Here is a 22,075-nt window from a genome sequence, read left to right as displayed (position 1 = left end):
TCACCCCACCATGGCGTACGCCGACAATCGTTTCGACACCCGCCGCCGAGCGCTGGCCTCGGCTCTGGCCGCGCAGCGCATTGATGCGCTCCTAGTCACCAACCTCATTCACGTTCGCTACCTGACCGGTTTCTCCGGTTCGAACGCGGCGCTGCTGGTGGGCAAGGACCGAACCGCCGTGATTGCGACGGACGGCCGCTACACCACCCAGATCCGGGAGGAGGTCCCGGAGATCGAGGCCATCATCGCCCGGCCGAGCGCGGAGGCCGTCCTCCGGGAGGGGGGCCGCTACGACCGCATCGGTTTCGAGTCCGAGCACGTCACCGTCGCCCAGTTCGAGGCGCTCAGGGACGTCTGCCCCGAGGATTCGACGCTGGTGCCGCTCACCGGTGCGGTCGAGAAGCTGCGTCTGATCAAGGGTGACTATGAGATCGACGCGCTCGCCGACGTCGCGGCGCTGGCCACCCAGGCGATGATCGGCCTGCTCGACGACGGGGAGCTGGCCGTCGGGCGTCGCGAGTTCGAGGTCGCCGCGGATCTGGAGTACCGCATGCGTGCGCTCGGGGCGGAGCGGCCGAGTTTCGACACCATCGTCGCCTCCGGCCCCAACTCCGCCAAGCCGCACCATGGCGCGGGTGACCGGGTCATCCAGGACGAGGATCTAGTCACCATCGATTTCGGCGCCCACCGGGGCGGCTTCAACTCGGACATGACCCGCACTTTCGTCATGGGACGAGCCAACAGCACCGCCCAGTCCGTCTACGCCACCGTCCTGCAGGCCCAGCGCGCTGGCATCGCGGCGGCCCGGCCGGGCACCGCGCTGGTCGATGTCGATAAAGCATGCCGGGACATCATCACCGACGCAGGCTACGGAAAGAATTTCGTGCATTCCACCGGCCACGGAATCGGGCTGGAGGTCCATGAGGGGCCGTCGGCGTCGACAAGCGGTGAAGGCGTGCTCGCACCGGGAATGACGCTGACCATCGAGCCGGGCATCTACGTGCCGGGTCGTGGGGGAGTGCGTATCGAGGACACCCTCGTCATCACCGAGGGGGCGCCGCGCGTGATCACCTCCGGAATCAGCACTGATCTCACCGTGGTGTAGGTTTGTAGAGCAGCAAAAGACTTTCACGAGAAACCCCGCCAACCACATAGGAGAACATTCGTGGCAACTACGGCCGACTTCAAGAACGGCATGGTCCTGGTCATCGACGGCAAGCTGTCGCAGATCGTGGAGTTCCAGCACGTCAAGCCGGGTAAGGGTCCTGCCTTCGTGCGCACCAAGCTCAAGGAGATCGTCTCGGGCAAGACCATCGACAAGACCTTCAACGCCGGCGTCAAGGTCGAGACCGCCACCGTCGACCGTCGCGACATGACCTACCTCTACGACGACGGCACCTCCTACGTCGTCATGGACGACAAGACCTACGAGCAGTTCGAGCTCGGCCATGACGCCTTCGGCGACGCCGGCAAGTTCCTCCTCGAGAACATGCGGGTCCAGGTCTCCTTCCATGAGGGCAACGCCCTCTTCGGCGAACTGCCGACCTCCGTGGATCTGACCGTCTCCCACACCGAGCCGGGCCTGCAGGGCGACCGATCGTCCGGCGGAACCAAGCCGGCCACCCTCGAGACCGGTGCCGAGATCCAGGTCCCGCTGTTCATTGAGACCGGCAACGTCCTCAAGGTCGACACCCGCACGGGCGAGTACCTCTCCCGAGTCAACAACTAATCAGCCCTAACGTACGAGGAGTCTCGACCACGTTGTCTGAGAACACCGAATCCACCCCGGACGCCGGCAAGTCCGGTCAGCCCCCGGCCGTGGAGAAGAACTACCGCCGCCGCGGCGCCCGTTATCGCGCCCGCCGTCGCGCCGTCGACTTCCTGTTCGAGGCGGAGACCCGCGACGTCGACCCGGTCGCCATCGTCGAGGATCGCATCGCGCTGTCGCGATTCCAGGAGAACGGGGTCGCCCCGGTCGCCGACTACACCTCCGAGCTGGTCCGCGGCGCCGCCGAGCGTCTCGACGAGATCGACGCCGCCATCGAGCGCTACCTCTCCCAGGAGTGGGAGCTCCGCCGCCTGCCGGCCGTCGACCGGGCCGTCCTGCGTGTCGGCGCATGGGAGATTCTCTTCAACCCCGAGATCGACGCGCCGATCTCGATTGTGGACTCCGTGGAGATAGCCGCGGAATACTCCACCGACGTGGCCTCCCCGTACATCCATGCCGTCCTGGATGACATCGCCCAGTCCAGCTCCGCGGACAATCCACTGAATGAGGCGCCGGACCCTGGCATTGAGGGTGGGGCCGGAGCCGCGGAGGATCGGCAGGAGACCTAGCCCACCCCGGGAAAAGGACGCGTAGAATTGACGGGCATGTCATTCAGTATTGAAGAAGCCCGTCAATTTCTCTTTCGCCCCGGTTTCCACCTGTCGGACGTTGACCCGGCCTCGACCCCGGGGGTGTCTTCGGAAGCAGAGCTGGCGGCGGACTTTGCCCAGCACGACAGGGAGATCAGCGACCTCCAGGAAAACCTGTGGGCCAACGCCCGCAGCGGCGTCGACGGAACCGGTTCGGTGCTGCTGGTGCTGCAGGGGATGGACACCTCGGGCAAGGGCGGTCTGATCAAGCGCCTCGCCCGCGTCATGCACCCGATGGGGCTGAGCTTCCACGCCTTCGGAAAGCCGACCCCGGAGGAAGCCGCCCATGATTTTCTCTGGCGGGTCCGGCCGAAGCTGCCCGAGCCGGGGGAGATCGCGGTCTTCGACCGATCCCATTACGAGGATGTTCTGGTCCAGAAGATCGAGGGTTACGCCGAACCCGCGGAGATTGAACGACGCTACGGCGCGATCGTCGACTTCGAGAATGAGGTCGCCGCCCGCGGCACGCGGATCATCAAGGTGATGCTCCACATCTCCCGGGGGTTCCAGTACGCGAACCTGGTCGAGCGGCTCACCGACGAAAAAAAGATGTGGAAATTCGACCGGGCCGACCTGGTCGCCCGGTCCAAGTGGGAGAAGTACCTGGCCGCCTACCAGACGGCGTTCGAGCGCACCTCCACGGCGCAGGCACCGTGGTACGTCGTCCCGGGCGACAACAAGGAATACGCCCGGATGGTGGTCAAACACCTGCTGGTGGAGCAGCTGCGGGAGCTCCAGCAGCCGTGGCCACGGCCGGTCGATGACCTGGAGACGGCGCGGCGTCATCTCGACGCCTCCTAACCGAGCAGATCCTCCCGGCCCAGTTCATGGGCCAGGGCCCCGGTCAGTTCCGGGTACCGGAACCGGTGCCCGCGCTCACGCAGCACCGCCGGGTCCACGCGCTGGGAGGCCAGCGCCAGTTCCCGGGCCCCCTCCCGGCCCAGCAGCAGCGCCGGCGCCTGCCGGGGGACGGGCACCACCGTGGGACGATGGACCTGCGCGCCGATGGCCCTGGTCAGTTCCTTGTTGGTGACGGGATGGGGGGCGACGGCGTTGACGGGTCCGTGCCAGGACGTATCCAACGCCGCGTGGACGTAGACGTCAACGAGGTCGTCGAGGGCGATCCAGGAGGTCCACATCGAGCCGTCGCCGATCGGACCGCCCAGTCCGGTGGTCATCAGGGCGGACAGTAACGGGAGCATACCTCCCGCGCTGCTGAGCACGATGCCCGTGCGGACCGTGACCACCCGCTTGCCGACGTCGGCGGCCGGGTGGGTGGCGGCCTCCCAGTCGGCGACGACGTCGGCGAGGAAACCCTCCCCGCGGCGGGATCGCTCGTCCAGGGATATCTCGCCCGGCGCCGCGCCGTACAGGCCGATGGCGGAGGCGCTGATCATCGCACGGACGGACGCGGTGTCGGCGACCAACTGTGCCAGTCGGCGGGTCGGTCCGACACGGGAGGAGTAGATCTTCGCCTTGTGGGCGTCGTTGAACCGCCCGAAGAGGGGCTCACCGGCGAGATGGATGAGGACGTCGACGCCGTCGAGAAGATCCGGGGAGGGGGAGTGGGGGTCCCAGGTCCGGAATCCTTCGCGGGGGGTCCTACTGCGTGTCAGCCGGACGACCGAATGGCCCGCCGTGGTCAGCTGGGCGCACAGTGCGCGACCGACGGTTCCGGTGGCGCCGGTGACCGCAAAGGTCAGGGCGTCGGTGTCAGGGTAGTCGGTGCGCAGACGGCCGATGAAATCGAGGTCCTGGACCAGCTGGTGCTGGCGGTAGGCGAAGGCGGAGCGAATCAGTCGGGCCGGCAGCCGGGTGCGGACGGTGTCGGTGATCAGCGTTTCCGCCGGGCCGACGGCGGAGAACTCGTGGTCGTGGGTCCACCTCGTCAGCCCCGCCAGCGGCGGATTGACGCAGGTGTCCCGGAATCGCTGCCCCTCCCGGAACCCCTCCGGATCATGCCGGGCGACCCAGGTCAGGCCGGCGGGGAGGGAGAACACGGTGGTGCCCTCCCGGAGCGAGTCCGCCTCCCGCACGGGCCGCATCGGCAGGAAGGGCGCCGTCAGCCGGGTGACGGCGCCGGGGCGGGTGTGCCACCGCCACACGTCGGGGAGCGGGGCTGGGACGGTATGGCTGGTGGTGAGGGACATTGTCGGACCTGCGCTCACTGTCTCGGGGGATGGTTCACCCCGAGAGTACCGCCCCCGGATCAGGCCTGGCCGGTGCGGCGGGCGGTGATGTGCTCCGCGGTGGCGCGTACCGCGTCATGGGTGGTGATCACCGCATCCACGCCGAACCGCAGGTTCTCGGTCAGCTGTGCGTCGGTGAGGCCGGCGGCGACCGACATTTCCGCCTCGGTGCGCAGCAGGAGGGAAGGGCCGCGGTCGACGATGATCGCGGCGGCGCCGACGCCGGTGCTGTTGATGTCGTTGGCGGCGAGATACCAGGTGGCGTCGGCCGCGTCGACGGCGACGCCGCTGTCGGCCTCGGCGCGGACGATGGCCATCGACCCGAGAACCGCGAAGGTGCAGGCCAGGCCGTTGAGGTTGGCGGTGGCGCTCTCCGGGTGCTCGCCGGGGATCAGGGTGATGTCGAACTCCGACTTCATCGCGTCGATGATGCGGTCCATCGTCACGGCGGTGGGGCGGGCGTCGTCAAGCGGGTTAGGCGTGGTCGTGGTCATGGTGTCCCTCCGTCCAGGTCACGAGCTCCGGGTTCTCCTGCTCCATCGTCTCGAAGGCGCGGACGAAGGCCTCAATGGTCGTCAGCACGAAGACGCCGATCTGGTTGCGGCTCAGGCCCGTGGTCACGGGGATCTGGCGCACGCCGCTGACCGCGAGGCGCCCGTCGGCGCCCTCGAAGAAGCGGAGCGTCGGGGTGATCTGCATCTGATTGAAGTAGTTGACGTCGTAGAGCAGCTTCGCGGCGTTGTCCACGGGGATGGAGGCCCGCCACAGGCCCTCGGCGAAGATGCGACCGTCGGTGACGGCGAAGGTCAGCGCCATGTTGTCGAATCCCGTGCGCACCACGGTCAGCGGGGCCTCGTCGGCACCGACGGGGGCCGAATCGAGGCGGAACTCGAGGTTCTCGGCCGTGAGGATTTCCGCGATCCGTTCGGGAGTGACGGCCGCGACGGGTCCGTCCTGGTGGCGTTCGGGCGTCGCGGAGTTCTCCTCCGGCGTATCCGCCGCGGGGTGGTGTGGCTGGCTCATACGGGTCTGCTCACTTACTCCTGTGTCTGTCGGTCCCCGGGGCGGGCACCCCGGGCGATCAGATCCACACTAGTGCCCGACCGTCCGGTCCCGCGGGCGCGACTCCCCGCACCTCGGGACTCAACCGGCGGCACGGGGGTAGCCCGGAGATCCGGAGCCGAGCCCCGGCCGTGCTAGCATCGTGGCAGTCGCCACCATGACGGCTGACGACCTGTGAACGAGCATACAACTGCACCATCCTTTAAAGACCGCACTGTGAGGCGGGGAAGGAGGTCACGATGAGTACACAGCACGAGTCCGAGTTACGGCACACGTCGAGCATTGAATTGCTCGACGCCGATGACGTCGGACGCACCGTGGCACGCATCGCGCACCAGATCATTGAGAAAACTGCGCTGGACTCCACCGCCGGAGAGTCCGCCAACGTCATGCTGCTGGGCATCCCTTCGGGGGGAGTGCCCCTGGCCGAACGTCTTGCCGCCCGAATCGCCGAATACTCCGGCGTCACCGTTCCGGTGGGCGCGCTCGACATCACCCTCTACCGCGACGACCTCAATCGCGGACCGCATCGCGCCCTGAAGCCCACCTCAATTCCGGAGGGGGGCATCGACAACGCGACCGTCATCCTCGTCGACGACGTCCTTTTCTCCGGCCGCACCATCCGGGCCGCGCTTGACGCGCTGCGTGACGAGGGCCGTCCGGCCGCCGTGCAGCTGGCCGTCCTGGTCGACCGCGGCCATCGGGAACTGCCGATCCGGGCCGACTATGTCGGCAAGAACATCCCGACCTCCCGGTCCGAGGGCGTCTCCGTCCTCAGCGCGGAGATCGACGGCCGCGACGCCGTGCTTCTGACCCGCGACGACGTCTCCCGCGACGAGACCCAGGAGTAGCCCGAGATGAAGAACCTCTTGTCCATCGCGGATCTGAGCCGCGATGAGATCCTCGGCCTGATGGACGAGGCGGACAGCTTCCGCGCCGCCCTCGAGGGCCGGCAGATCAAGAAGCTGCCCACGCTGCGCGGCCGCACGATCTACACCATGTTCTACGAGAACTCCACCCGCACCCGGGCTTCCTTCGAGACCGCCGGCAAGTGGATGAGCGCCGACGTAATCAACATCTCGGCCTCCTCGTCCAGCGTGAAGAAGGGGGAGTCCCTCAAGGACACCGCTGCCACGCTGGCGGCCATCGGCGCGGACGCCATCGTCATGCGCCACCCCTCATCGGGCGCAGCCAAGCTGGTCTCCCAGTGGCTTCCCGAGGTGTCGGTCATCAACGCCGGCGACGGCTCCCACCAGCACCCGACCCAGGCGCTGCTCGACGCGGTCACGATGCGTCAGCGCCTCGGCCGGATCGAGGGGCTCAAGGTCATCATCGTCGGCGACTGCATCCACTCCCGGGTGGTGCGCTCCAACGTCGACCTGCTGTCCACCCTCGGCGCCGAGATCGTGCTGGTCGCCCCGCCGACCCTGCTGCCGACCGGCGCCGAGACCTGGCCGGTCCGGGTCACCCAGGATTTCGACGCCGAGATCCCCGACGCCGACGTCGTCATGATGCTGCGTGTGCAGCAGGAGCGCATGAACGGCGGTTTCTTCCCCACGCACCGGGAGTACGCCACCCTCTACGGGCTGAGCAAGGCACGCGCCGCGGCGATGAAGGAGGGCGCGATCGTCATGCACCCGGGCCCGATGCTGCGCGGCATGGAAATCAACCACGGCGTCGCCGACCTGGACAAGGCCGCCGTGCTGCAGCAGGTCTCCAACGGCGTGCACGTCCGTATGGCCGTACTGTTCACGCTGCTCGCGTCGGACGGCACACTCGGCAGGGCCTCCTCGGTCCTCGCCGGTTCGGAAGGGGAGAAGTAAATGAGCACTGAACTGGCATATCCGCCGACCGGCGCCACCGCTGACGCCACCGGCACCACCCTGGTCACCGGCGTCCGTCCCTACGGCGAGGGTGAGCCCGTCAACGTCCTGGCCGTCGACGGCGTCATCGCCGCCATCGGCGCGGACGTCGACGCGCCGGCCGACGCCGAGGTGACCGTCGTCGAGGGTGACGGAGCCGTCCTGCTGCCGGGCCTGGTCGACATGCACGTGCACCTGCGCGAACCGGGTCGGGAGGACACCGAGACCATCGCCACGGGCTCCGAAGCCGCCGCCCGCGGTGGCTTCACCGCCGTGTTCACGATGGCCAACACCCTGCCGACCACGGATCAGCCGATCATCGCCGAGGCGGTCTGGGCCAAGGGACAGACCACCGGACTGTGTGACGTCCACCCGGTCGGCTCCATCTCCAAGGGGCTGGCGGGCGAGACGCTCACCGAGTTCGGCATGATGGCCCGCTCCGACGCACGCGTGCGGATGTTCTCCGACGACGGCGTCTGCGTCACCGACAGCCTGCTGATGCGTCGCGCGGTCGAGTACGCCGCCGGCCTGGACGTCCTGCTGGCGCAGCACGCCGAGGACCACCGCCTCACGGAGGGCGCCGTCGCGCACGAGGGCCCGACCGCGGCCCGCCTCGGACTGCGCGGCTGGCCGCGCGTGGCCGAGGAGTCCATCGTCGCCCGCGACATCATGCTCGCCCGCGACTACGGCGCCCGCATCCACGTCTGCCACGCGTCCACCGCCGGCACCGTCGAGCTCATTCGCTGGGCCAAGGAGCAGGGTGTTGCGGTCACCGCCGAGGCCACCCCGCACCACCTGTGGCTGACGGACGCCAAGCTGGAGACCTTCGACGGCAACTACCGCGTCAACCCGCCGCTGCGCGAGGACAGCGACATGATGGTTCTGCGTGACGCCCTGCTCGACGGCACCATCGACTGCGTCGCCACCGACCATGCCCCGCACGGCGCCGAGGACAAGTGCGTCGAGTTCGACCACGCCAAGCCGGGCATGCTCGGACTGGAGACCTCCCTGGCGGTCGTCGCCGAGGCCTTCGTTCGCCCGGGACTGGCCGACTGGCGCTGGGTCGCCAAGGTCATGAGCGAACGCCCGGCCGAGATCACGAAGCTGCCCGGGCAGGGCCGGCCGATTGCGGTGGGGGAGCCGGCCAACCTCACCCTGGTCGACGTCTCCGAAGACGCGACGTGGACCGTCCACGGCGAGGAGCTGGCCTCGAAGACCGAGAACACGCCGTATGAGGGCGAGAGCTTCTCGACGCGGGTCGCCGCCACGCTGCTGCGCGGTCGGCCGACGTTCACGCGCTGACCGGTTTGCGCATATAATCCACTATGACGAATAATTTGCATCGATTGCACCTTTACGCGAAAGGCACCACCCCGTGACTTCTGGCACAGCAACCCGCACCCCGGCCATCCTCGTGCTCGCCGATGGCCGCACCTTCCGCGGCGTCTCCGTCGGCTCCACCGACACCACCTTCGGCGAGGCCGTCTTCACCACCGCCATGACCGGCTACCAGGAGACCCTCACGGACCCGTCCTACCACCGCCAGATCATCGTCGCGGCCGCCCCGCAGATCGGGAACACCGGCTGGAACGACGAGGACTCCGAGTCCCGCGACGGTAAGATCTGGGCCGCCGGCTACGTCATCCGCGACCTGGCCAAGCGCGTCTCCAACTGGCGTGCCGAGCGCTCCCTCGAGGACGAGCTCAAGGCCCAGGGCATCACCGCCATCGCTGGCGTTGACACCCGCACCCTGGTGCGCCACCTGCGCAACGAGGGCTCCATCGCGGCCGGCATCTTCACCGGCGACCAGGCCCAGCGCCCGGTCGAGGACCTCGTCGCAGAGGTCCAGGCACAGCCGTCCATGACCGGCGCCGACCTGGCCACCGAGGTCTCCACCGACGCGGCCTACACCATCGAGGCCGTCGGCGAGAAGAAGTACACCGTCGTCGCCTACGACATGGGCATCAAGACCGCGACCCCGAACCACTTCGCCCAGCGCGGCATCGAAACCGTCGTCGTCCCGGCCAACACCCCGGTCGAGAAGATCAAGCAGTACCACCCGGACGGTGTCTTCATCTCCAACGGCCCCGGCGACCCGGCCACCGCGGACGAGATGGTCGCCATCACCCGCCAGATCATCGAGGACAAAGTCCCGCTGTTCGGCATCTGCTTCGGCAACCAGATCCTCGGCCGCGCCCTCGGTCTGGACACCTACAAGATGACCTTCGGCCACCGCGGCATCAACGTGCCCGTCGTCAACACCGTGACGGGCAAGATCGACATCACCTCCCAGAACCACGGCTTCGCGTTGGCGGCCCCGGAGTCGTCGACCACCGACGGGGAGGACGGCACCTTCGACACCGACTTCGGCCCGGCCCGCGTCACCCACGTCAACCTCAACGACCGGACCGTCGAGGGCGTGGCGCTCGACAACGGCATGGCCTACTCCGTGCAGTACCACCCGGAGTCCGCCGCCGGCCCGCACGACTCCAACCCGCTGTTCGATCAGTTCACCGAACTGATGGACCAGTACTCGCCGAACAAGTAACACCGACCAGGAAAGATTTCAGGGAGAAACACCATGCCTAAGCGCACAGACATCAACAACGTCCTGGTCATCGGTTCCGGCCCGATCGTCATCGGCCAGGCCTGCGAATTCGACTACTCCGGCACCCAGGCCTGCCGCGTCCTCAAGCAGGAGGGCCTTCGCGTCACGCTGATCAACTCCAACCCGGCGACGATCATGACTGATCCGGAGCTGGCCGACCACACTTACGTCGAGCCGATCGTGCCGGAGAACATCGAGAAGATCTTCATCCGCGAGGCCGAGCAGGGCCACAAGATCGACGCCGTCCTGGCCACCCTCGGCGGCCAGACCGCCCTCAACGCAGCCATGCAGCTGGACCGCCTGGGCATCCTCGAGAAGTACGGCGTCGAGCTCATCGGCGCGGACATCCCGGCCATCGAGCGTGGCGAGGACCGCCAGAAGTTCAAGGACATCGTCACCAAGGTCGGCGGCGAGTCCGCCCGCTCCAAGGTCTGCCACACCATGGACGAAGTCCACGAGTACGTCGCCGAGCTCGGCCTGCCGGTCGTGGTCCGCCCCTCCTTCACCATGGGCGGTCTCGGCTCCGGGCTCGCCTTCACCAACGAGGACCTCGAGCGCATCGCCGGCGGCGGCCTGGCCGCCTCCCCGGAGGCCAACGTCCTCATCGAGGAATCCATCCTCGGCTGGAAGGAGTACGAGCTCGAGCTCATGCGCGACAGCGACGACAACGTCATCGTCATCGCCTCCATCGAGAACGTCGACGCCGTCGGCGTCCACACCGGCGACGCCGTCACCGTCGCCCCGGCCCTGACCCTCACCGACCGCGAGTACCAGAAGCTGCGCGACCTGGGCATCGCCATCATCCGCGAGGTCGGCGTCGACACCGGCGGCTGCAACATCCAGTACGCCATCAACCCGGTCGACGGCCGCGTCGTGGTCATCGAGATGAACCCGCGCGTGTCCCGCTCCTCGGCGCTGGCCTCCAAGGCCACCGGCTACCCCATCGCCAAGATGGCCGCCAAGCTCGCCATCGGCTACACGCTGGACGAGGTCACCAACGACATCACCGGCACCACCTCGGCCGCCTTCGAGCCGGCCCTGGACTACGTCATCGTCAAGGCCCCGCGCTTCGCCTTCGAGAAGTTCCCGGGCGCCGACGACACCCTCGGCACCTCCATGACCGCCGTCGGCGAGGCCATGAGCATCGGCCGCAACTACATCTCCGGCCTCAACAAGGTCATGCGCTCCATGGAGGAGAAGCAGTCCGGTTTCTGGACCAAGCCGGACGAGTACTTCGCCGGTGAGCGCGCCACCGACGTCCAGGCCGTTCTCGAGGACCTGCGCCGCCCCACCGACGGCCGGATGTACGACGTCGAACTCGCGCTGCGCCTGGGCGCCTCCATCGAGGAGGTCTTCGACGCCAGCGACATCGATCCGTGGTTCCTGGCCGAGGTCGCCAATCTCATCGAGTTCCGCAGCGAGCTCGAGTCCGCCCCGGTCCTCGACGAGGAGCTGCTGCGCCGCGCCAAGGTCTACGGCCTGTCCGACAAGCAGATCGCCGTGCTCCGCCCTGAGTTCGCGGGCGAGGACGGCGTGCGCAAGCTGCGTTGGTCCCTGGGCATCCGGCCGGTGTTCAAGACCGTCGATACCTGCGCCGGCGAGTTCGAGGCCCAGACCCCGTACCACTACTCCGCCTATGAGCTGGACCCGGCCGCCGAGTCCGAGGTCGCAGCCTCCGACCGCGAGAAGGTCATCATTCTGGGCTCCGGCCCGAACCGCATCGGCCAGGGCATCGAGTTCGACTACTCCTGCGTCCACGCCGCCCTCGAGCTCTCCGCGCGCGGCTACGAGACCGTCATGGTCAACTGCAACCCGGAGACCGTCTCCACCGACTACGACACCGCCGACCGCCTCTACTTCGAGCCGCTGACGTTCGAGGACGTCATGGAGGTCTACCACGCCGAGTCCGAGTCCGGCACCGTCGCCGGCGTCATCGTCCAGCTCGGCGGCCAGACCCCGCTCGGCCTGGCGCAGCGGCTTGCCGACGCCGGCGTCCCGGTCGTCGGCACCTCCCCGGAGGCCATCGACCTGGCCGAGGACCGCGGCGAGTTCGGCAAGGTCCTCACCGACGCCGGTCTGCCGGCCCCGGCCTTCGGCACCGCCACCACCTTCGAGGAAGCCAAGGCCGTCGCCAACGGCATCAGCTACCCGGTCCTGGTCCGCCCGTCCTATGTCCTGGGCGGCCGCGGCATGGAGATCGTCTACGACGAGGCCAGCCTGGAGGACTACATCAACCGGGCGACGGAGCTGTCCCCGGACCACCCGGTCCTGGTCGACCGCTTCCTCGACTCCGCCATCGAGATCGACGTCGACGCCCTCTGCGACGGCACCGACGTCTACCTCGGCGGAGTCATGGAGCACATCGAGGAGGCCGGCATCCACTCCGGCGACTCCGCCTGTTCGCTGCCGCCGATGTCGCTCGGCCCGGAGGACATCGAGAAGGTCCGTCGCTCCACCGAGGCGCTGGCCCACGGCATCGGCGTCAAGGGGCTGATGAACATCCAGTTCGCCCTCAAGGACGACATCCTTTACGTCATCGAGGCCAACCCCCGTGCCTCCCGCACCGTCCCGTTCGTCTCGAAGGCGACCGGCGTCCACCTGGCCAAGGCCGCCTCCCGCATCATGATGGGCGCCACCATCGAGGAGCTCAAGGCCGAGGGCATGATTCCGACCGACTACGACGGCGGCTCCCTGCCGATCGATCACCCGATCACCGTCAAGGAGGCCGTGTTGCCCTTCAGCCGCTTCCACCGTCCGGACGGCTCCATGCTCGACACCATCCTCGGCCCGGAGATGAAGTCCACCGGTGAGGTCATGGGCATCGCCGACAGTTTCGGAGCCGCCTACGCCAAGGCCGAGGCCGGCGCCTTCGGCGCGCTGCCGACCGAGGGGACCATCTTCGTGTCCGTGGCCAACCGCCACAAGCGGGACATGATGCTGCCGATGATGACTCTGGCCCGGCTGGGCTTCCGCGTCCTGTCGACCGCTGGCACCGCCCAGATGCTGCGCCGCAACGGCATCGAGTGCGAGATCGTCGCCAAGGCCAGCGAGGTCCGCGAGGGCAGCGCCGAGACCTCCATCGTCGACATGATTCTCGCCGGCGAGGTCGATCTCATTCTCAACACCCCGGCCGGTTCCGCCGGTGCCCGTCACGACGGTTACGACATCCGCGCCGCCGCCGTGACCGCGTCGGTCCCGCTGGTGACCACCGTGCAGGGCGTGACCGCGGCGGTCCAGGGCATTGAGGCGCTGCGGGCCGGTGGCTTTGAGGTCCGTGCGCTCCAGGAGCTCGACCACACCCCGGCCGGCGGACTGCGTTAATGGGCGCGGGCACCGGTTTCGGCGAGCGGCTGCTCGCGGCCAGTGAGCGGCACGGCCGGTTGTGCGTGGGCATCGACCCGCACGCCAGCCTGTTGCAGGCCTGGGGGCTCGACGACGACGTCGCCGGGCTCACGGAGTTCACCTCCCGCTGCGTCGAGGCCTTCGCCGGCCAAGTCGCCCTGGTCAAGCCCCAGGTGGCCTTCTTCGAACGCTTCGGTTCCGCGGGCTTTGCGGTGCTCGAGCGGGCGCTGGCCGACCTGCGGGAGTCGGGGACCCTCGTCGTCGCCGACGCCAAGCGCGGCGACATCGGTTCCACCATGGCCGGTTACGCCGACGCCTGGCTGGGGGAGCGGTCCCCGCTGAGCACGGACGCCGTGACGGTGAGCCCGTACCTCGGCGTCGGCGCGCTGCAGCCGGTCTTCGACTACGCGGCCTCGACCGGGGCGGGTGTGTTCGTGCTCGCCGCGACCTCCAACCCGGAGGCGGTCGAGCTGCAGGCCCACGCCGACGCGAAGGGGCGCAGCGTCGCCCAGCACGTCGTCGACGCCTGCGCCGCGCTCAACGCGGCGGCCCGCGCTCAGGGCGTGGCCGGATCCGTCGGCAACATCGGCGTCGTCGTCGGCGCGACCCTGGCGGCGCCACCGGAGCTCGACGGCCTCGGCGGCCCGGTGCTGATGCCGGGCGTCGGCGCGCAGGGCGCCACCCGCGCGGACGTCGATCGTATCGCCGGGTCGGCGTTGGGCATCCCGAACGTGTCCCGCTCAGTCCTTTCCGCTGGTCCTGACATTGCGGACCTGCGTCGGGCGGCGATCGGGGCGGCCGGAGACTATCCGGTTGGGCGATGATCCTCCCAAAGGCGCGACCTGGTACTTTGGAACTCGTGACCCCGTGACGTGCCAAAACTCCGGCACTTCGATGGGGGATCACGCGGTCCGGTGCTAAACTTGCCCGGAGTCAGAGCCAATGTGGCTTCAATATCCGCGTTGACCTGAAGGTTTAGGCGAATTAGCCTGATCCAGTACGACTCTTATCCCACAACGAATCGGAGGAACCCCGTGGCCCTTCCACAGCTGACTGATGAGCAGCGCAAGGCTGCCCTCGCCAAGGCCGCAGAGGCACGTAAGGTCCGCGCCGAGCTCAAGGCTGAGCTCAAGCGCGGCGGCACCACCCTCAAGGAGGTGCTCGAGAAGGCAGAGACCGACGAAATTATCGGCAAGACCAAGGTTTCCGCCATCCTCGAGGCTCTGCCGAAGGTCGGCAAGGTCAAGGCTCGCGAGATCATGGAGGAGCTGGAGATCGCCCAGACCCGCCGTCTTCGCGGCCTGGGCGAGCGTCAGCGTCGCGCCCTCCTCGAGCGCTTCGGCTTCTCCGAGGACTAGGAACATGGCCGACGAGAACCCGCGTGGTTGCCTCGTCGTGCTGGCCGGTCCTTCCGCCGTTGGCAAGTCGACGGTCGTGCACCGCCTGCGCGACGAAGTCGACCACCTTTATTTCAGCGTCTCAATGACCACCCGGGCTCCCCGTCCCGGTGAAGTCGAGGGCGAGGATTACTTCTTCGTCACCCCGGATGCGTTCCAGGAACGCATCGACGCGGGGGAGATGCTCGAGTGGGCTGACATCCACGGCGGCCTCCAGCGTTCCGGCACCCCCGCCGGACCAGTGCGTGACGCGCTGGCCAGTGGACGCCCGGTGCTGGTGGAGGTTGACCTCGTGGGTGCGCGCAACGTCAAGAAGCTGATGCCGGAGGCTCAGCTGGTGTTTCTCGCGCCCCCGTCCTGGGATGTTCTGGTCGACCGCCTCACCGGGCGCCAGACCGAAACCCAGGAGGTCATAGACCGTCGCCTGGCGACCGCACGAGAAGAACTGGACCACCAGGACGAGTTTGACTACGTCATCATCAACGATGATCTGGATTCGGCTGTCGCTGGAATCAGTGATATTCTGCGGAAACGCAACTGACCCGGACTTTGTGGTAGGCGCACTTCCCGCAAGGGCGGTGCGCCGCCGTATTCCGGCAGCCCGATCCGGCGCAGACTTCGCCCGGCATGCGTGGGGATGCGCCCGGGCGCAACAACAACTTCAATCTCCAGTACCTCTAGGACAAGGTGAACGTGAGCAACGAGAGCAACGAGACGACCCAGATCGAGGCCGTGTACGACACGCCGGAGGGCATCACCTCCCCGGCCATCGACCGCCTGCTGGAGACTGTCTCCTCCAAGTACGCTCTGGCGATCTTCGCTGCCAAGCGCGCACGTCAGATCAACAGCTACTACCAGCAGCACGACGAGGGCGTTTTCGAGTTCGTCGGTCCGCTGGTGACTCCGCAGCCGGGTGAGAAGCCGCTGTCGATCGCGCTCCGCGAGATCGAGGCCGGCCTGCTCGAGCACGAGGAAGGCCAGTAGGTCTTTGCTGCGCCCGCGACGCGGGCCCCGAGCTCGCGGTCCCCGACACCTGGATAGGTGGCGGGGATTTTTCGTCGTGGTGGCCAGGTGCATCCGGGCCCGTGTCGGCGCTCCTCGTTAGACTCGTGATGATCGATCAGCGGACCCGCCCCGGCATGACGCCCGGGGCCGGGACCCGAGACCACAGGCCGTTGGCGGAAGGGGACGAAATCATCGTGCAGGATGAATCCGGGCAGAAGCAGGGGCACCGCATCGTGCTGGGGGTGGGCGGCGGCATCGCCGCGTACAAGGCGTGCCACGTCGTGCGCGACCTCAAGGAGGCGGGTGACGACGTCCGGGTCATCCCGACCGAGAGCGCGCTGAAGTTCGTCGGTGCGGCCACCTTCGAGGCCCTGTCCGGCCACCCGGTCTCCACCACCGTCTTCGACGCCGTCGACGAGGTCCAGCACGTCCGGCTGGGACAGGAGGCCGACCTCATCGTCATCGCCCCGGCGACCGCCGACCTCCTGGCTCGCCTGGCCGGCGGCCGCGCCGACGACCTGCTCACCGCCTCGGTTCTGGTGGCGACGTGCCCGGTGCTCATCGTCCCGGCGATGCACACCGAAATGTGGTTCAACCCCGCAACCCGGCGCAACGTCGAGATCCTTCGCGGCTACGGCTACACGGTCATGGAGCCCGCTCACGGCCGGCTCACCGGCAAGGACACCGGCCCCGGGCGGCTGCCGGAACCGGAGCAGATCGCCGACCTGGCCCGCACCCTGGCCGCCGGGTTCACCGTCCCGCACAGCTGGGCGGGCCTCAACGTCCTCATCAGCGCCGGCGGCACCCAGGAGCCCATTGACCCGGTGCGCTTCATCGGCAATCGTTCCTCCGGCCGCCAGGGATTCGCCCTGGCGGAGATCGCCGCCCAGCGCGGGGCGTCGGTGACTCTCGTGGCCGGGGACACGGCGCAACTGCCGACTCCGCCCGGCGCCAAGGTCATCAGGGTCCGCAGCACCGGGGAAATGAAGGAGGCCATGGACGACCGGGCTGCCGGGGCCGACGTGATCATCATGGCCGCCGCCGTGGCCGATTTCCGGCCCCAGACCGCCGCGGCCACGAAGATGAAGAAGGGCAGCGAGTCGGCGGCCGGACTCACGAGTATCGAGATGATCGAGAACCCGGACATCCTCGCGGGGCTGGTGCAGTCGCGTCGTGACGGTGAGCTCCAACGGGCCACCACCATCGTCGGCTTCGCCGCCGAAACCGGTGACGAGCGCACGAGCGCGCTGGAGTACGCCAAGGCGAAACTGGCGCGCAAGGGCTGCGATCTGCTGATGGCCAACGACGTCTCCGGCGACGCGGTGTTCGGAAAGCTGCGCAACCGCGGGTGGCTGCTGTCGGCGGACGGCACCGTCGCCGAGGTGCGGGACGGCACGAAGCTCGACGTGGCGGCCCAGATCCTGGCGGCGGTGGACGCTCACCGGACCCGATCGTTGCCGAATTAGACCGCTCGGTCTAAAGTGGGCCGGGTATCTCAAGCACTTTGATTGAAACATGATTGGACGTTTACCCGTGGCTGAGAAGAAGAACGCAGTGCGCTTGTTCACCTCCGAGTCGGTGACGGAGGGGCACCCGGACAAGATCTGCGACGCCATTTCTGACACCATTCTCGACGCCCTGCTCCGCAGCGATCCGGACGCGCACGTCGCCGTCGAGACCCTGGTCACCACCGGTCAGGTGCACGTCGTCGGCGAGGTGCGCACCAAGTCCTACGTGGAGATCTCCAAGCTGGTCCGCGACAAGCTCGTCGAGATCGGCTTCACCTCATCCGACGTCGGCTTCGACGGCCACACCTGCGGCGTAAACATCGCCATCGGCGACCAGTCCTCCGAAATCGCGGACGGCGTGGACACCGCGCTCGAGCACCGTTCCAACGGTGGCAACGGCCACGAGGACGACAAGGGCGGCGCCGGCGACCAGGGCCTGATGTTCGGCTACGCCACCAACGAGACCGAAGAGTACATGCCGCTTCCGATCTCCACGGCGCACCGCCTGGCCCGCCGCCTGACCCAGGTCCGCAAGGAGGGCATTGTCAGCAATCTACGCCCGGACGGCAAGACCCAGGTCACCTTCGCGTACCAGGGTGACACCCCGGTCTATCTCGACACCGTCGTCATCTCCACGCAGCACGACCCGGAAGCCACCCAGGAGTGGCTCGGCGAGCAGCTGCGCGAGCACGTCATCGACTGGGTCATCCGGGACGCCGGCCTGGAGAAGTACGTCACCGAGGAGCTGACCGTGCTGGTCAACCCGTCCGGCTCCTTCGTCCTTGGCGGCCCGATGGGTGACGCCGGCCTGACCGGCCGCAAGATCATCGTCGACACCTACGGCGGCATGGCCCGCCACGGGGGCGGCGCCTTCTCTGGCAAGGACCCCAGCAAGGTCGACCGCTCCGCGGCCTACGCCATGCGCTGGGTGGCCAAGAACATCGTCGCCGCCGGCCTCGCCGACCGCGCCGAGGTCCAGGTCGCCTACGCCATCGGCCGCGCCGCCCCGGTCGGCCTGTACGTCGAGACCTTCGGCACCGCCGCCGAGGGCCTGAGCGCCGAGGCCATCCAGTCCGCCGTCGAGCAGGTCTTCGACCTGCGCCCGCGCGCCATCATCCGGGAGCTGGATCTGCGCCGCCCCATCTACGCCGACACCGCCGCCTACGGGCACTTCGGCCGCACCGACGTCGCCTTCCCGTGGGAGGAGACCAACCGCGTCCAGGAGCTGCGCGCGGCGGCGGGTCTCTGACACCCGTCGGCGGCACCGGCGCAGACGCTGAACGGCCGTCGCCGTCGGGGAGTCCGTCGCGAGCTTTCCCCGCGGTCAGTTCCGGCGGGGCCGGTAGCGCCGACCGAAGCTGCGTTCGGCTCCCTCATACGGCCCGATCAGTTCCCAGTCGTAGCGCCGACCACCGGGAACGTGGAAGATCCGGGTCCCGTCGCCGAGGAACACCGGCGCCACGAAGACCTGGAGCTCGTCGATCAGGTCGAATTCGAGGGCCTGTCGAGCGAGGTCCGCGCTGATGATCTGCAGGTCCTTGTCCCCGGCGGTCTCCCTGCCCAACCGGATCGCCTCGCGGATGTCGCAGTTGATGGGCACGATGCCGGGACCCGCGTCGCCGAGTTCGATCACGCGGGGGTCGCCCGCCAGTTCCTCGGGTCGGTGGGTGAGCACGTATTCGATTCCCCGCCAGGCCCCGCCGTAGGGCTCGGCGGTGAGAGGGTCGCGATCCGCCTGTCTCATCCACGCGTCGTAGCCACGACGCCCGGACAGGATTGCCCCGACCGCGCCTGCCAGCGTCGCCGTCAACGTCTCGTCGTCCACCTCCGCGGCGGAGAGCCAGCTCATGTCGTGGTCCGGTCCGGTGATGTAGCCGTCGATCGAACAGGTGAATCCGTAGGCGACTTTGCCCATGGTTCCTCGCTTCCTCGTTTCCGCGACCGGGGGCGGGCCAGCGGCCCACCCGGACGCACTTATGTGACCCCCATCATAGTCCTGGCCGGACGGGCGGACCTGCCCGCTCCGGGAGCCGGAGCCCACCGGCTAGACTGTCGGGCCTATGGCCACTGAACCCAGGGACCCCAGCACCCCGCTCTCCGCCGCCTCACGGCCGGTGGCGCGGGTGCTTCCCCTGCTGGGCCTGCCGCACCTGGATCGCTCCTTCGACTACCTGGTCAAGGCGGAGCAGGACGAGGCGGCCCGCCCCGGCACGAAGGTGCGGATCCGCTTCTCGGGCAGGCTCGTCGACGCCGTCCTCCTCGAGCGCCGTTCCACCACGGACCACGGCGGCCGACTAAGCTACCTCGACCGGGTGATCAGCGAGGAGGTGGTCTACCCGGAGCGAATCTCGACGCTGGTCGAGCAACTGGCCAACCGCTACGGAGCCACCCGCTCGGATCTCATCCGCGCGGCTATCCCTGCCCGCCACGCCGGTGCGGAGGACTCCGATACGCGCACGCCCTGGGAGGAACTGGGGGAGACGAGCGAACCCGATCTTTCGGCGTGGGCGTCCTACGAGTTCGGGCAGTCCTTCGTTGACGCGGTGCTGGCGGGCACCACCGCCCGTGCAGCCTGGCAGATCGCGCCCGGCGAGCGCTGGGCGGACGCGCTGGCCGCACTGGCGGTGAAGGTCGTGCTCGACGGTTACGGCGCGCTCCTCGTCGTCCCGGATCAGCGCGACGTCGACCACCTGGAGGCGGCCTGTCGGAAGCTGGTTTCCGCCAAGCAGATCACCGTGCTCACCGCCTCGCAGGGGCCGCAGGCCCGGTACCGCCGTTTCCTCTCGGTCCTCCATGGCCAGGGTCGCCTGGTGATCGGGACCAGGAGCGCGGCCTTCGCGCCCGTCGACAAGCTCCGGCTCGCGGTCATCCTCCACGACGGAGACGATAACCTCGCCGACCCGCGCGCGCCCTATCACCACGCCCGCGAGGTCCTGACCACCCGCTCGACGATCGAGGGGGCCTCGCTGATCCTGGCGGGCCACTCCCGCACGGCGGAGGCGCAGCTGATGGTCAACTCCGGCTGGGCCCATGATCTCGTCGCCTCCCGCAGCACCCTCCGTGCCCGCTCTCCGCTCATCCGCGCCTCAGCCGACAGCGACTTCGAGATGATGCGCGATCCGCGCGCGGGGCAGGCGCGCCTGCCCAAGATCGCCTTCGACGCCGCCCGTCGCGCCCTCGACCTCGCCCGCCCGGTGCTGGTGCAGGTGCCGCGCAAGGGTTACGTGCCGACCCTGTCGTGCGGCACCTGCCGCCATCCCGCGCGGTGCCGCGCCTGCAACGGGCCGCTCGGTCTTCCGGACGGAGGTTCGGCCGCGGTGCCGACGTGCCGGTGGTGCGGGCGGCCGGAGACCCACTTCCGTTGCGGGGAGTGCGGCTCCACCGCCTTGCGCGCGGTCGTCCTCGGCGCGGGGCGCACCGCGGAGGAGCTGGGGCGGGCATTCACCCAGACCCGGGTGATGGCCTCCGGCGGCAACCGGATCCTCGACGAGATCCCGCCCGGACCGGCCCTGGTGGTCGCCACCCCGGGCGCGGAACCCCGGATCAGTGACGGTTCCCGCTACGGGGCGGCGCTGCTGCTGGACACGTGGGCGCTGCTGGGTCGGCAGGATTTGCGCGCGGCGGAGGACACCCTGGCCAAGTGGACGGCCGTCGCCACCATGGTGGAATCCGGCCTCAACGGGGGAGAGGTCATCGTCACCGCCGACGCCGGCCTGGAGATCGTGCAGTCCTTCATCCGCTGGGACGTCGTCGGGGCCGCGCAGCGTGAACTCCACGCGCGGGCTGAGGTCGGGTTCCCCCCGACGGTGCACATGGCGGCGATCGACGGGCCGTCGACGAGCCTGGAGCGCATGCGCGAGCTCATCGAGTTGCCGACGGGTGGCGAGTACCTTGGGCCGGTCCCGCTGCCGGAGCATCTCCACCTGCCCGGCGAGTACGACGAGAACACCTTCGGGCCGCCGCAGCGCCTGCTCATCCGCACGCCGCTGGGGCCGCGCTCGGAACTCGGCCGGGCGCTGCGGGAGGCCGCCGTCGCCCGCAGCGCGCACAAGGACGAACTGCCCCTGCGCATTCAAGTCGATCCGGTCCAGGTCGGCTGACGGAGCCGCCGCGGCCGGTTTTGACCGGCCCCGTAGGATGGTGCGCATGACGATTCGCCCCATTCGCCTGCTCGGCGACCCGGTCCTGAATTCGGTGGCCTCGCCCGTGGCCCTCGACCGTTTCGACGACAAGCTCCGCCGCCTGGTAGACGACATGCTCGACACCATGGACGACGCCGGCGGCGTGGGGCTGGCCGCCAACCAGGTCGGCGTGCTGCAGCGTGTGTTCGTCTACGACACGTCGATGGTCGAGGGCGGGTTGCGTGGCCACGTCATCAACCCGACCTGGGTCGCCGTCGGCGATCAGCGGCAGCTCGGCAACGAGGGCTGTCTGTCCGTGCCGGACCTCTCCTTCGACGTGGAGCGCCATCAGACGGTCCTCATGCAGGGCCGCGACGTGGCCAACCGCCCCGTCAGCATGCTGGCCTCAGGGCTGCTGGCCCGCTGCATCCAGCATGAGGCCGACCACCTCGACGGCGTGATGTACCTGTCGAAGCTCGACGTCGAGCAGTACAAGCAGGCCATGTCCGAGGTACGCGCCTCCGACTGGTTCAACTCCTGACCCCTGACAGAAAGGACCGCCG

The 22,075-nt window shown here is 68.5% G+C and carries 21 protein-coding genes; 17 read left to right on the top strand and 4 right to left on the bottom strand.

All coding sequences use genetic code 11. From position 1 onward, the window contains the following. Positions 1-10: 10 nt before the first annotated feature. The 4 genes from CGUA_RS07155 (at position 11) to CGUA_RS07140 (ending at position 3,219) form a co-directional block, all read left to right on the top strand. Entirely contained in the window at positions 11-1,105 is a 1,095-nt protein-coding gene (locus CGUA_RS07155) for a M24 family metallopeptidase (RefSeq protein ID WP_290194168.1), read from the top strand. A gap of 60 nt (positions 1,106-1,165) precedes the next feature. Then, a complete protein-coding gene (gene efp / locus CGUA_RS07150; protein WP_290194166.1) occupies positions 1,166-1,729 on the top strand; it encodes an elongation factor P in 564 nt (187 codons plus the stop codon). An 89-nt stretch (positions 1,730-1,818) separates the two neighbouring features. Continuing rightward, positions 1,819-2,337 carry a transcription antitermination factor NusB gene (gene nusB, locus CGUA_RS07145; protein ID WP_290198340.1) on the top strand — a complete coding sequence of 173 codons (519 nt, stop codon included), beginning with the start codon at positions 1,819-1,821 and terminating at the stop codon, positions 2,335-2,337. 36 nt (positions 2,338-2,373) lie between these two features. Further along, positions 2,374-3,219 (top strand): PPK2 family polyphosphate kinase, encoded by an 846-nt coding sequence (locus CGUA_RS07140; protein WP_290194164.1) that lies wholly within the window; start codon positions 2,374-2,376, stop codon positions 3,217-3,219. On the opposite strand, the gene CGUA_RS07135 is transcribed toward CGUA_RS07140, so the two are convergent. Genes CGUA_RS07135 through CGUA_RS07125 form a run of 3 tightly spaced genes read right to left on the bottom strand, consistent with a single transcriptional unit; the run spans position 3,216 to position 5,630 of the window. Beyond that, the gene (locus CGUA_RS07135) at positions 3,216-4,568 is read right to left on the bottom strand and encodes a TIGR01777 family oxidoreductase (RefSeq protein WP_290194162.1); all 1,353 of its coding nucleotides are present in this window, start codon (positions 4,566-4,568) and stop codon (positions 3,216-3,218) included. The two genes, CGUA_RS07140 and CGUA_RS07135, sit on opposite strands and share 4 nt — an antisense overlap. Positions 4,569-4,627: 59 nt before the next feature. Continuing rightward, positions 4,628-5,101, bottom strand: a complete 474-nt coding sequence (locus CGUA_RS07130) for a hypothetical protein (protein ID WP_290194160.1) — start codon at positions 5,099-5,101, stop codon at positions 4,628-4,630. After that, positions 5,082-5,630, bottom strand: a complete 549-nt coding sequence (locus CGUA_RS07125; protein ID WP_290194158.1) for a YbjN domain-containing protein — start codon at positions 5,628-5,630, stop codon at positions 5,082-5,084. Before CGUA_RS07125 ends, CGUA_RS07130 begins: the two co-directional genes overlap by 20 nt. Positions 5,631-5,908: 278 nt before the next feature. Between CGUA_RS07125 and pyrR the strand changes: the two genes are divergently transcribed. The 11 genes from pyrR (at position 5,909) to metK (ending at position 18,640) form a co-directional block, all read left to right on the top strand. Then, the gene (gene pyrR / locus CGUA_RS07120; RefSeq protein WP_290194156.1) at positions 5,909-6,520 is read left to right on the top strand and encodes a bifunctional pyr operon transcriptional regulator/uracil phosphoribosyltransferase PyrR; all 612 of its coding nucleotides are present in this window, start codon (positions 5,909-5,911) and stop codon (positions 6,518-6,520) included. Between the two features lie 6 nt (positions 6,521-6,526). Beyond that, on the top strand, positions 6,527-7,492 hold the full coding sequence (locus CGUA_RS07115; protein WP_290194155.1) for an aspartate carbamoyltransferase catalytic subunit: 966 nt from the start codon (positions 6,527-6,529) through the stop codon (positions 7,490-7,492). Next, complete coding sequence (locus tag CGUA_RS07110) at positions 7,493-8,833, top strand: dihydroorotase (protein ID WP_290194153.1); 1,341 nt, start codon at positions 7,493-7,495, stop codon at positions 8,831-8,833. Between the two features lie 73 nt (positions 8,834-8,906). Continuing rightward, positions 8,907-10,079 carry a glutamine-hydrolyzing carbamoyl-phosphate synthase small subunit gene (carA, locus tag CGUA_RS07105; RefSeq protein ID WP_290194150.1) on the top strand — a complete coding sequence of 391 codons (1,173 nt, stop codon included), beginning with the start codon at positions 8,907-8,909 and terminating at the stop codon, positions 10,077-10,079. Positions 10,080-10,112: 33 nt separating this feature from the next. After that, positions 10,113-13,460, top strand: a complete 3,348-nt coding sequence (carB, locus tag CGUA_RS07100; protein ID WP_290194148.1) for a carbamoyl-phosphate synthase large subunit — start codon at positions 10,113-10,115, stop codon at positions 13,458-13,460. Beyond that, positions 13,460-14,305 (top strand): orotidine-5'-phosphate decarboxylase, encoded by an 846-nt coding sequence (gene pyrF / locus CGUA_RS07095; RefSeq protein WP_290194145.1) that lies wholly within the window; start codon positions 13,460-13,462, stop codon positions 14,303-14,305. Before carB ends, pyrF begins: the two co-directional genes overlap by 1 nt. Before the next feature lie 210 nt (positions 14,306-14,515). Continuing rightward, the gene (gene mihF, locus CGUA_RS07090; RefSeq protein WP_290194142.1) at positions 14,516-14,839 is read left to right on the top strand and encodes an integration host factor, actinobacterial type; all 324 of its coding nucleotides are present in this window, start codon (positions 14,516-14,518) and stop codon (positions 14,837-14,839) included. A gap of 4 nt (positions 14,840-14,843) precedes the next feature. Then, entirely contained in the window at positions 14,844-15,419 is a 576-nt protein-coding gene (gene gmk / locus CGUA_RS07085) for a guanylate kinase (RefSeq protein WP_290194141.1), read from the top strand. A 152-nt stretch (positions 15,420-15,571) separates the two neighbouring features. Continuing rightward, a complete protein-coding gene (gene rpoZ / locus CGUA_RS07080) occupies positions 15,572-15,862 on the top strand; it encodes a DNA-directed RNA polymerase subunit omega (RefSeq protein ID WP_290194139.1) in 291 nt (96 codons plus the stop codon). Positions 15,863-16,077: 215 nt separating this feature from the next. Next, complete coding sequence (gene coaBC / locus CGUA_RS07075; RefSeq protein WP_290194137.1) at positions 16,078-17,349, top strand: bifunctional phosphopantothenoylcysteine decarboxylase/phosphopantothenate--cysteine ligase CoaBC; 1,272 nt, start codon at positions 16,078-16,080, stop codon at positions 17,347-17,349. Between the two features lie 67 nt (positions 17,350-17,416). Further along, a complete protein-coding gene (gene metK / locus CGUA_RS07070) occupies positions 17,417-18,640 on the top strand; it encodes a methionine adenosyltransferase (RefSeq protein WP_290194135.1) in 1,224 nt (407 codons plus the stop codon). Between the two features lie 75 nt (positions 18,641-18,715). Here metK and CGUA_RS07065 read toward each other — a convergent pair whose 3' ends face one another. After that, positions 18,716-19,306: a dihydrofolate reductase family protein gene (locus tag CGUA_RS07065; protein ID WP_290194133.1), complete on the bottom strand. Its 591-nt coding sequence runs from the start codon at positions 19,304-19,306 to the stop codon at positions 18,716-18,718. A 145-nt stretch (positions 19,307-19,451) separates the two neighbouring features. Here CGUA_RS07065 and CGUA_RS07060 point away from each other — a divergent pair, with 145 nt between their 5' ends. Continuing rightward, positions 19,452-21,491, top strand: coding sequence for a primosomal protein N' (locus CGUA_RS07060; RefSeq protein WP_290194131.1), 2,040 nt, complete (start codon positions 19,452-19,454; stop codon positions 21,489-21,491). 46 nt (positions 21,492-21,537) lie between these two features. After that, positions 21,538-22,053 (top strand): peptide deformylase, encoded by a 516-nt coding sequence (gene def / locus CGUA_RS07055; protein ID WP_290194129.1) that lies wholly within the window; start codon positions 21,538-21,540, stop codon positions 22,051-22,053. The last annotated feature ends 22 nt before the right edge of the window (positions 22,054-22,075 follow it).

The sequence above is a fragment of the Corynebacterium guangdongense genome, assembly GCF_030408915.1.
Lineage (GTDB): Bacteria > Actinomycetota > Actinomycetes > Mycobacteriales > Mycobacteriaceae > Corynebacterium > Corynebacterium guangdongense.
The sequence above is the reverse complement of the archived record's forward strand: the minus strand, read 5'-3'. Positions and strand labels throughout refer to the sequence as shown.

What these genes read in the sequence shown, in the direction of transcription:
- CGUA_RS07155 (WP_290194168.1), top strand. Translation starts at nt 11, where the DNA reads ATGGCGTACGCCGACAATCGTTTCGACACCCGCCGCCGAGCGCTGGCC.
- CGUA_RS07140 (WP_290194164.1), top strand. Translation starts at nt 2,374, where the DNA reads ATGTCATTCAGTATTGAAGAAGCCCGTCAATTTCTCTTTCGCCCCGGT.
- CGUA_RS07135 (WP_290194162.1), bottom strand. Translation starts at nt 4,568, where the DNA reads ATGTCCCTCACCACCAGCCATACCGTCCCAGCCCCGCTCCCCGACGTG.
- CGUA_RS07130 (WP_290194160.1), bottom strand. Translation starts at nt 5,101, where the DNA reads ATGACCACGACCACGCCTAACCCGCTTGACGACGCCCGCCCCACCGCC.
- CGUA_RS07125 (WP_290194158.1), bottom strand. Translation starts at nt 5,630, where the DNA reads ATGAGCCAGCCACACCACCCCGCGGCGGATACGCCGGAGGAGAACTCC.
- pyrR (WP_290194156.1), top strand. Translation starts at nt 5,909, where the DNA reads ATGAGTACACAGCACGAGTCCGAGTTACGGCACACGTCGAGCATTGAA.
- CGUA_RS07115 (WP_290194155.1), top strand. Translation starts at nt 6,527, where the DNA reads ATGAAGAACCTCTTGTCCATCGCGGATCTGAGCCGCGATGAGATCCTC.
- CGUA_RS07110 (WP_290194153.1), top strand. Translation starts at nt 7,493, where the DNA reads ATGAGCACTGAACTGGCATATCCGCCGACCGGCGCCACCGCTGACGCC.
- carB (WP_290194148.1), top strand. Translation starts at nt 10,113, where the DNA reads ATGCCTAAGCGCACAGACATCAACAACGTCCTGGTCATCGGTTCCGGC.
- pyrF (WP_290194145.1), top strand. Translation starts at nt 13,460, where the DNA reads ATGGGCGCGGGCACCGGTTTCGGCGAGCGGCTGCTCGCGGCCAGTGAG.
- gmk (WP_290194141.1), top strand. Translation starts at nt 14,844, where the DNA reads ATGGCCGACGAGAACCCGCGTGGTTGCCTCGTCGTGCTGGCCGGTCCT.
- CGUA_RS07065 (WP_290194133.1), bottom strand. Translation starts at nt 19,306, where the DNA reads ATGGGCAAAGTCGCCTACGGATTCACCTGTTCGATCGACGGCTACATC.
- CGUA_RS07060 (WP_290194131.1), top strand. Translation starts at nt 19,452, where the DNA reads ATGGCCACTGAACCCAGGGACCCCAGCACCCCGCTCTCCGCCGCCTCA.
- def (WP_290194129.1), top strand. Translation starts at nt 21,538, where the DNA reads ATGACGATTCGCCCCATTCGCCTGCTCGGCGACCCGGTCCTGAATTCG.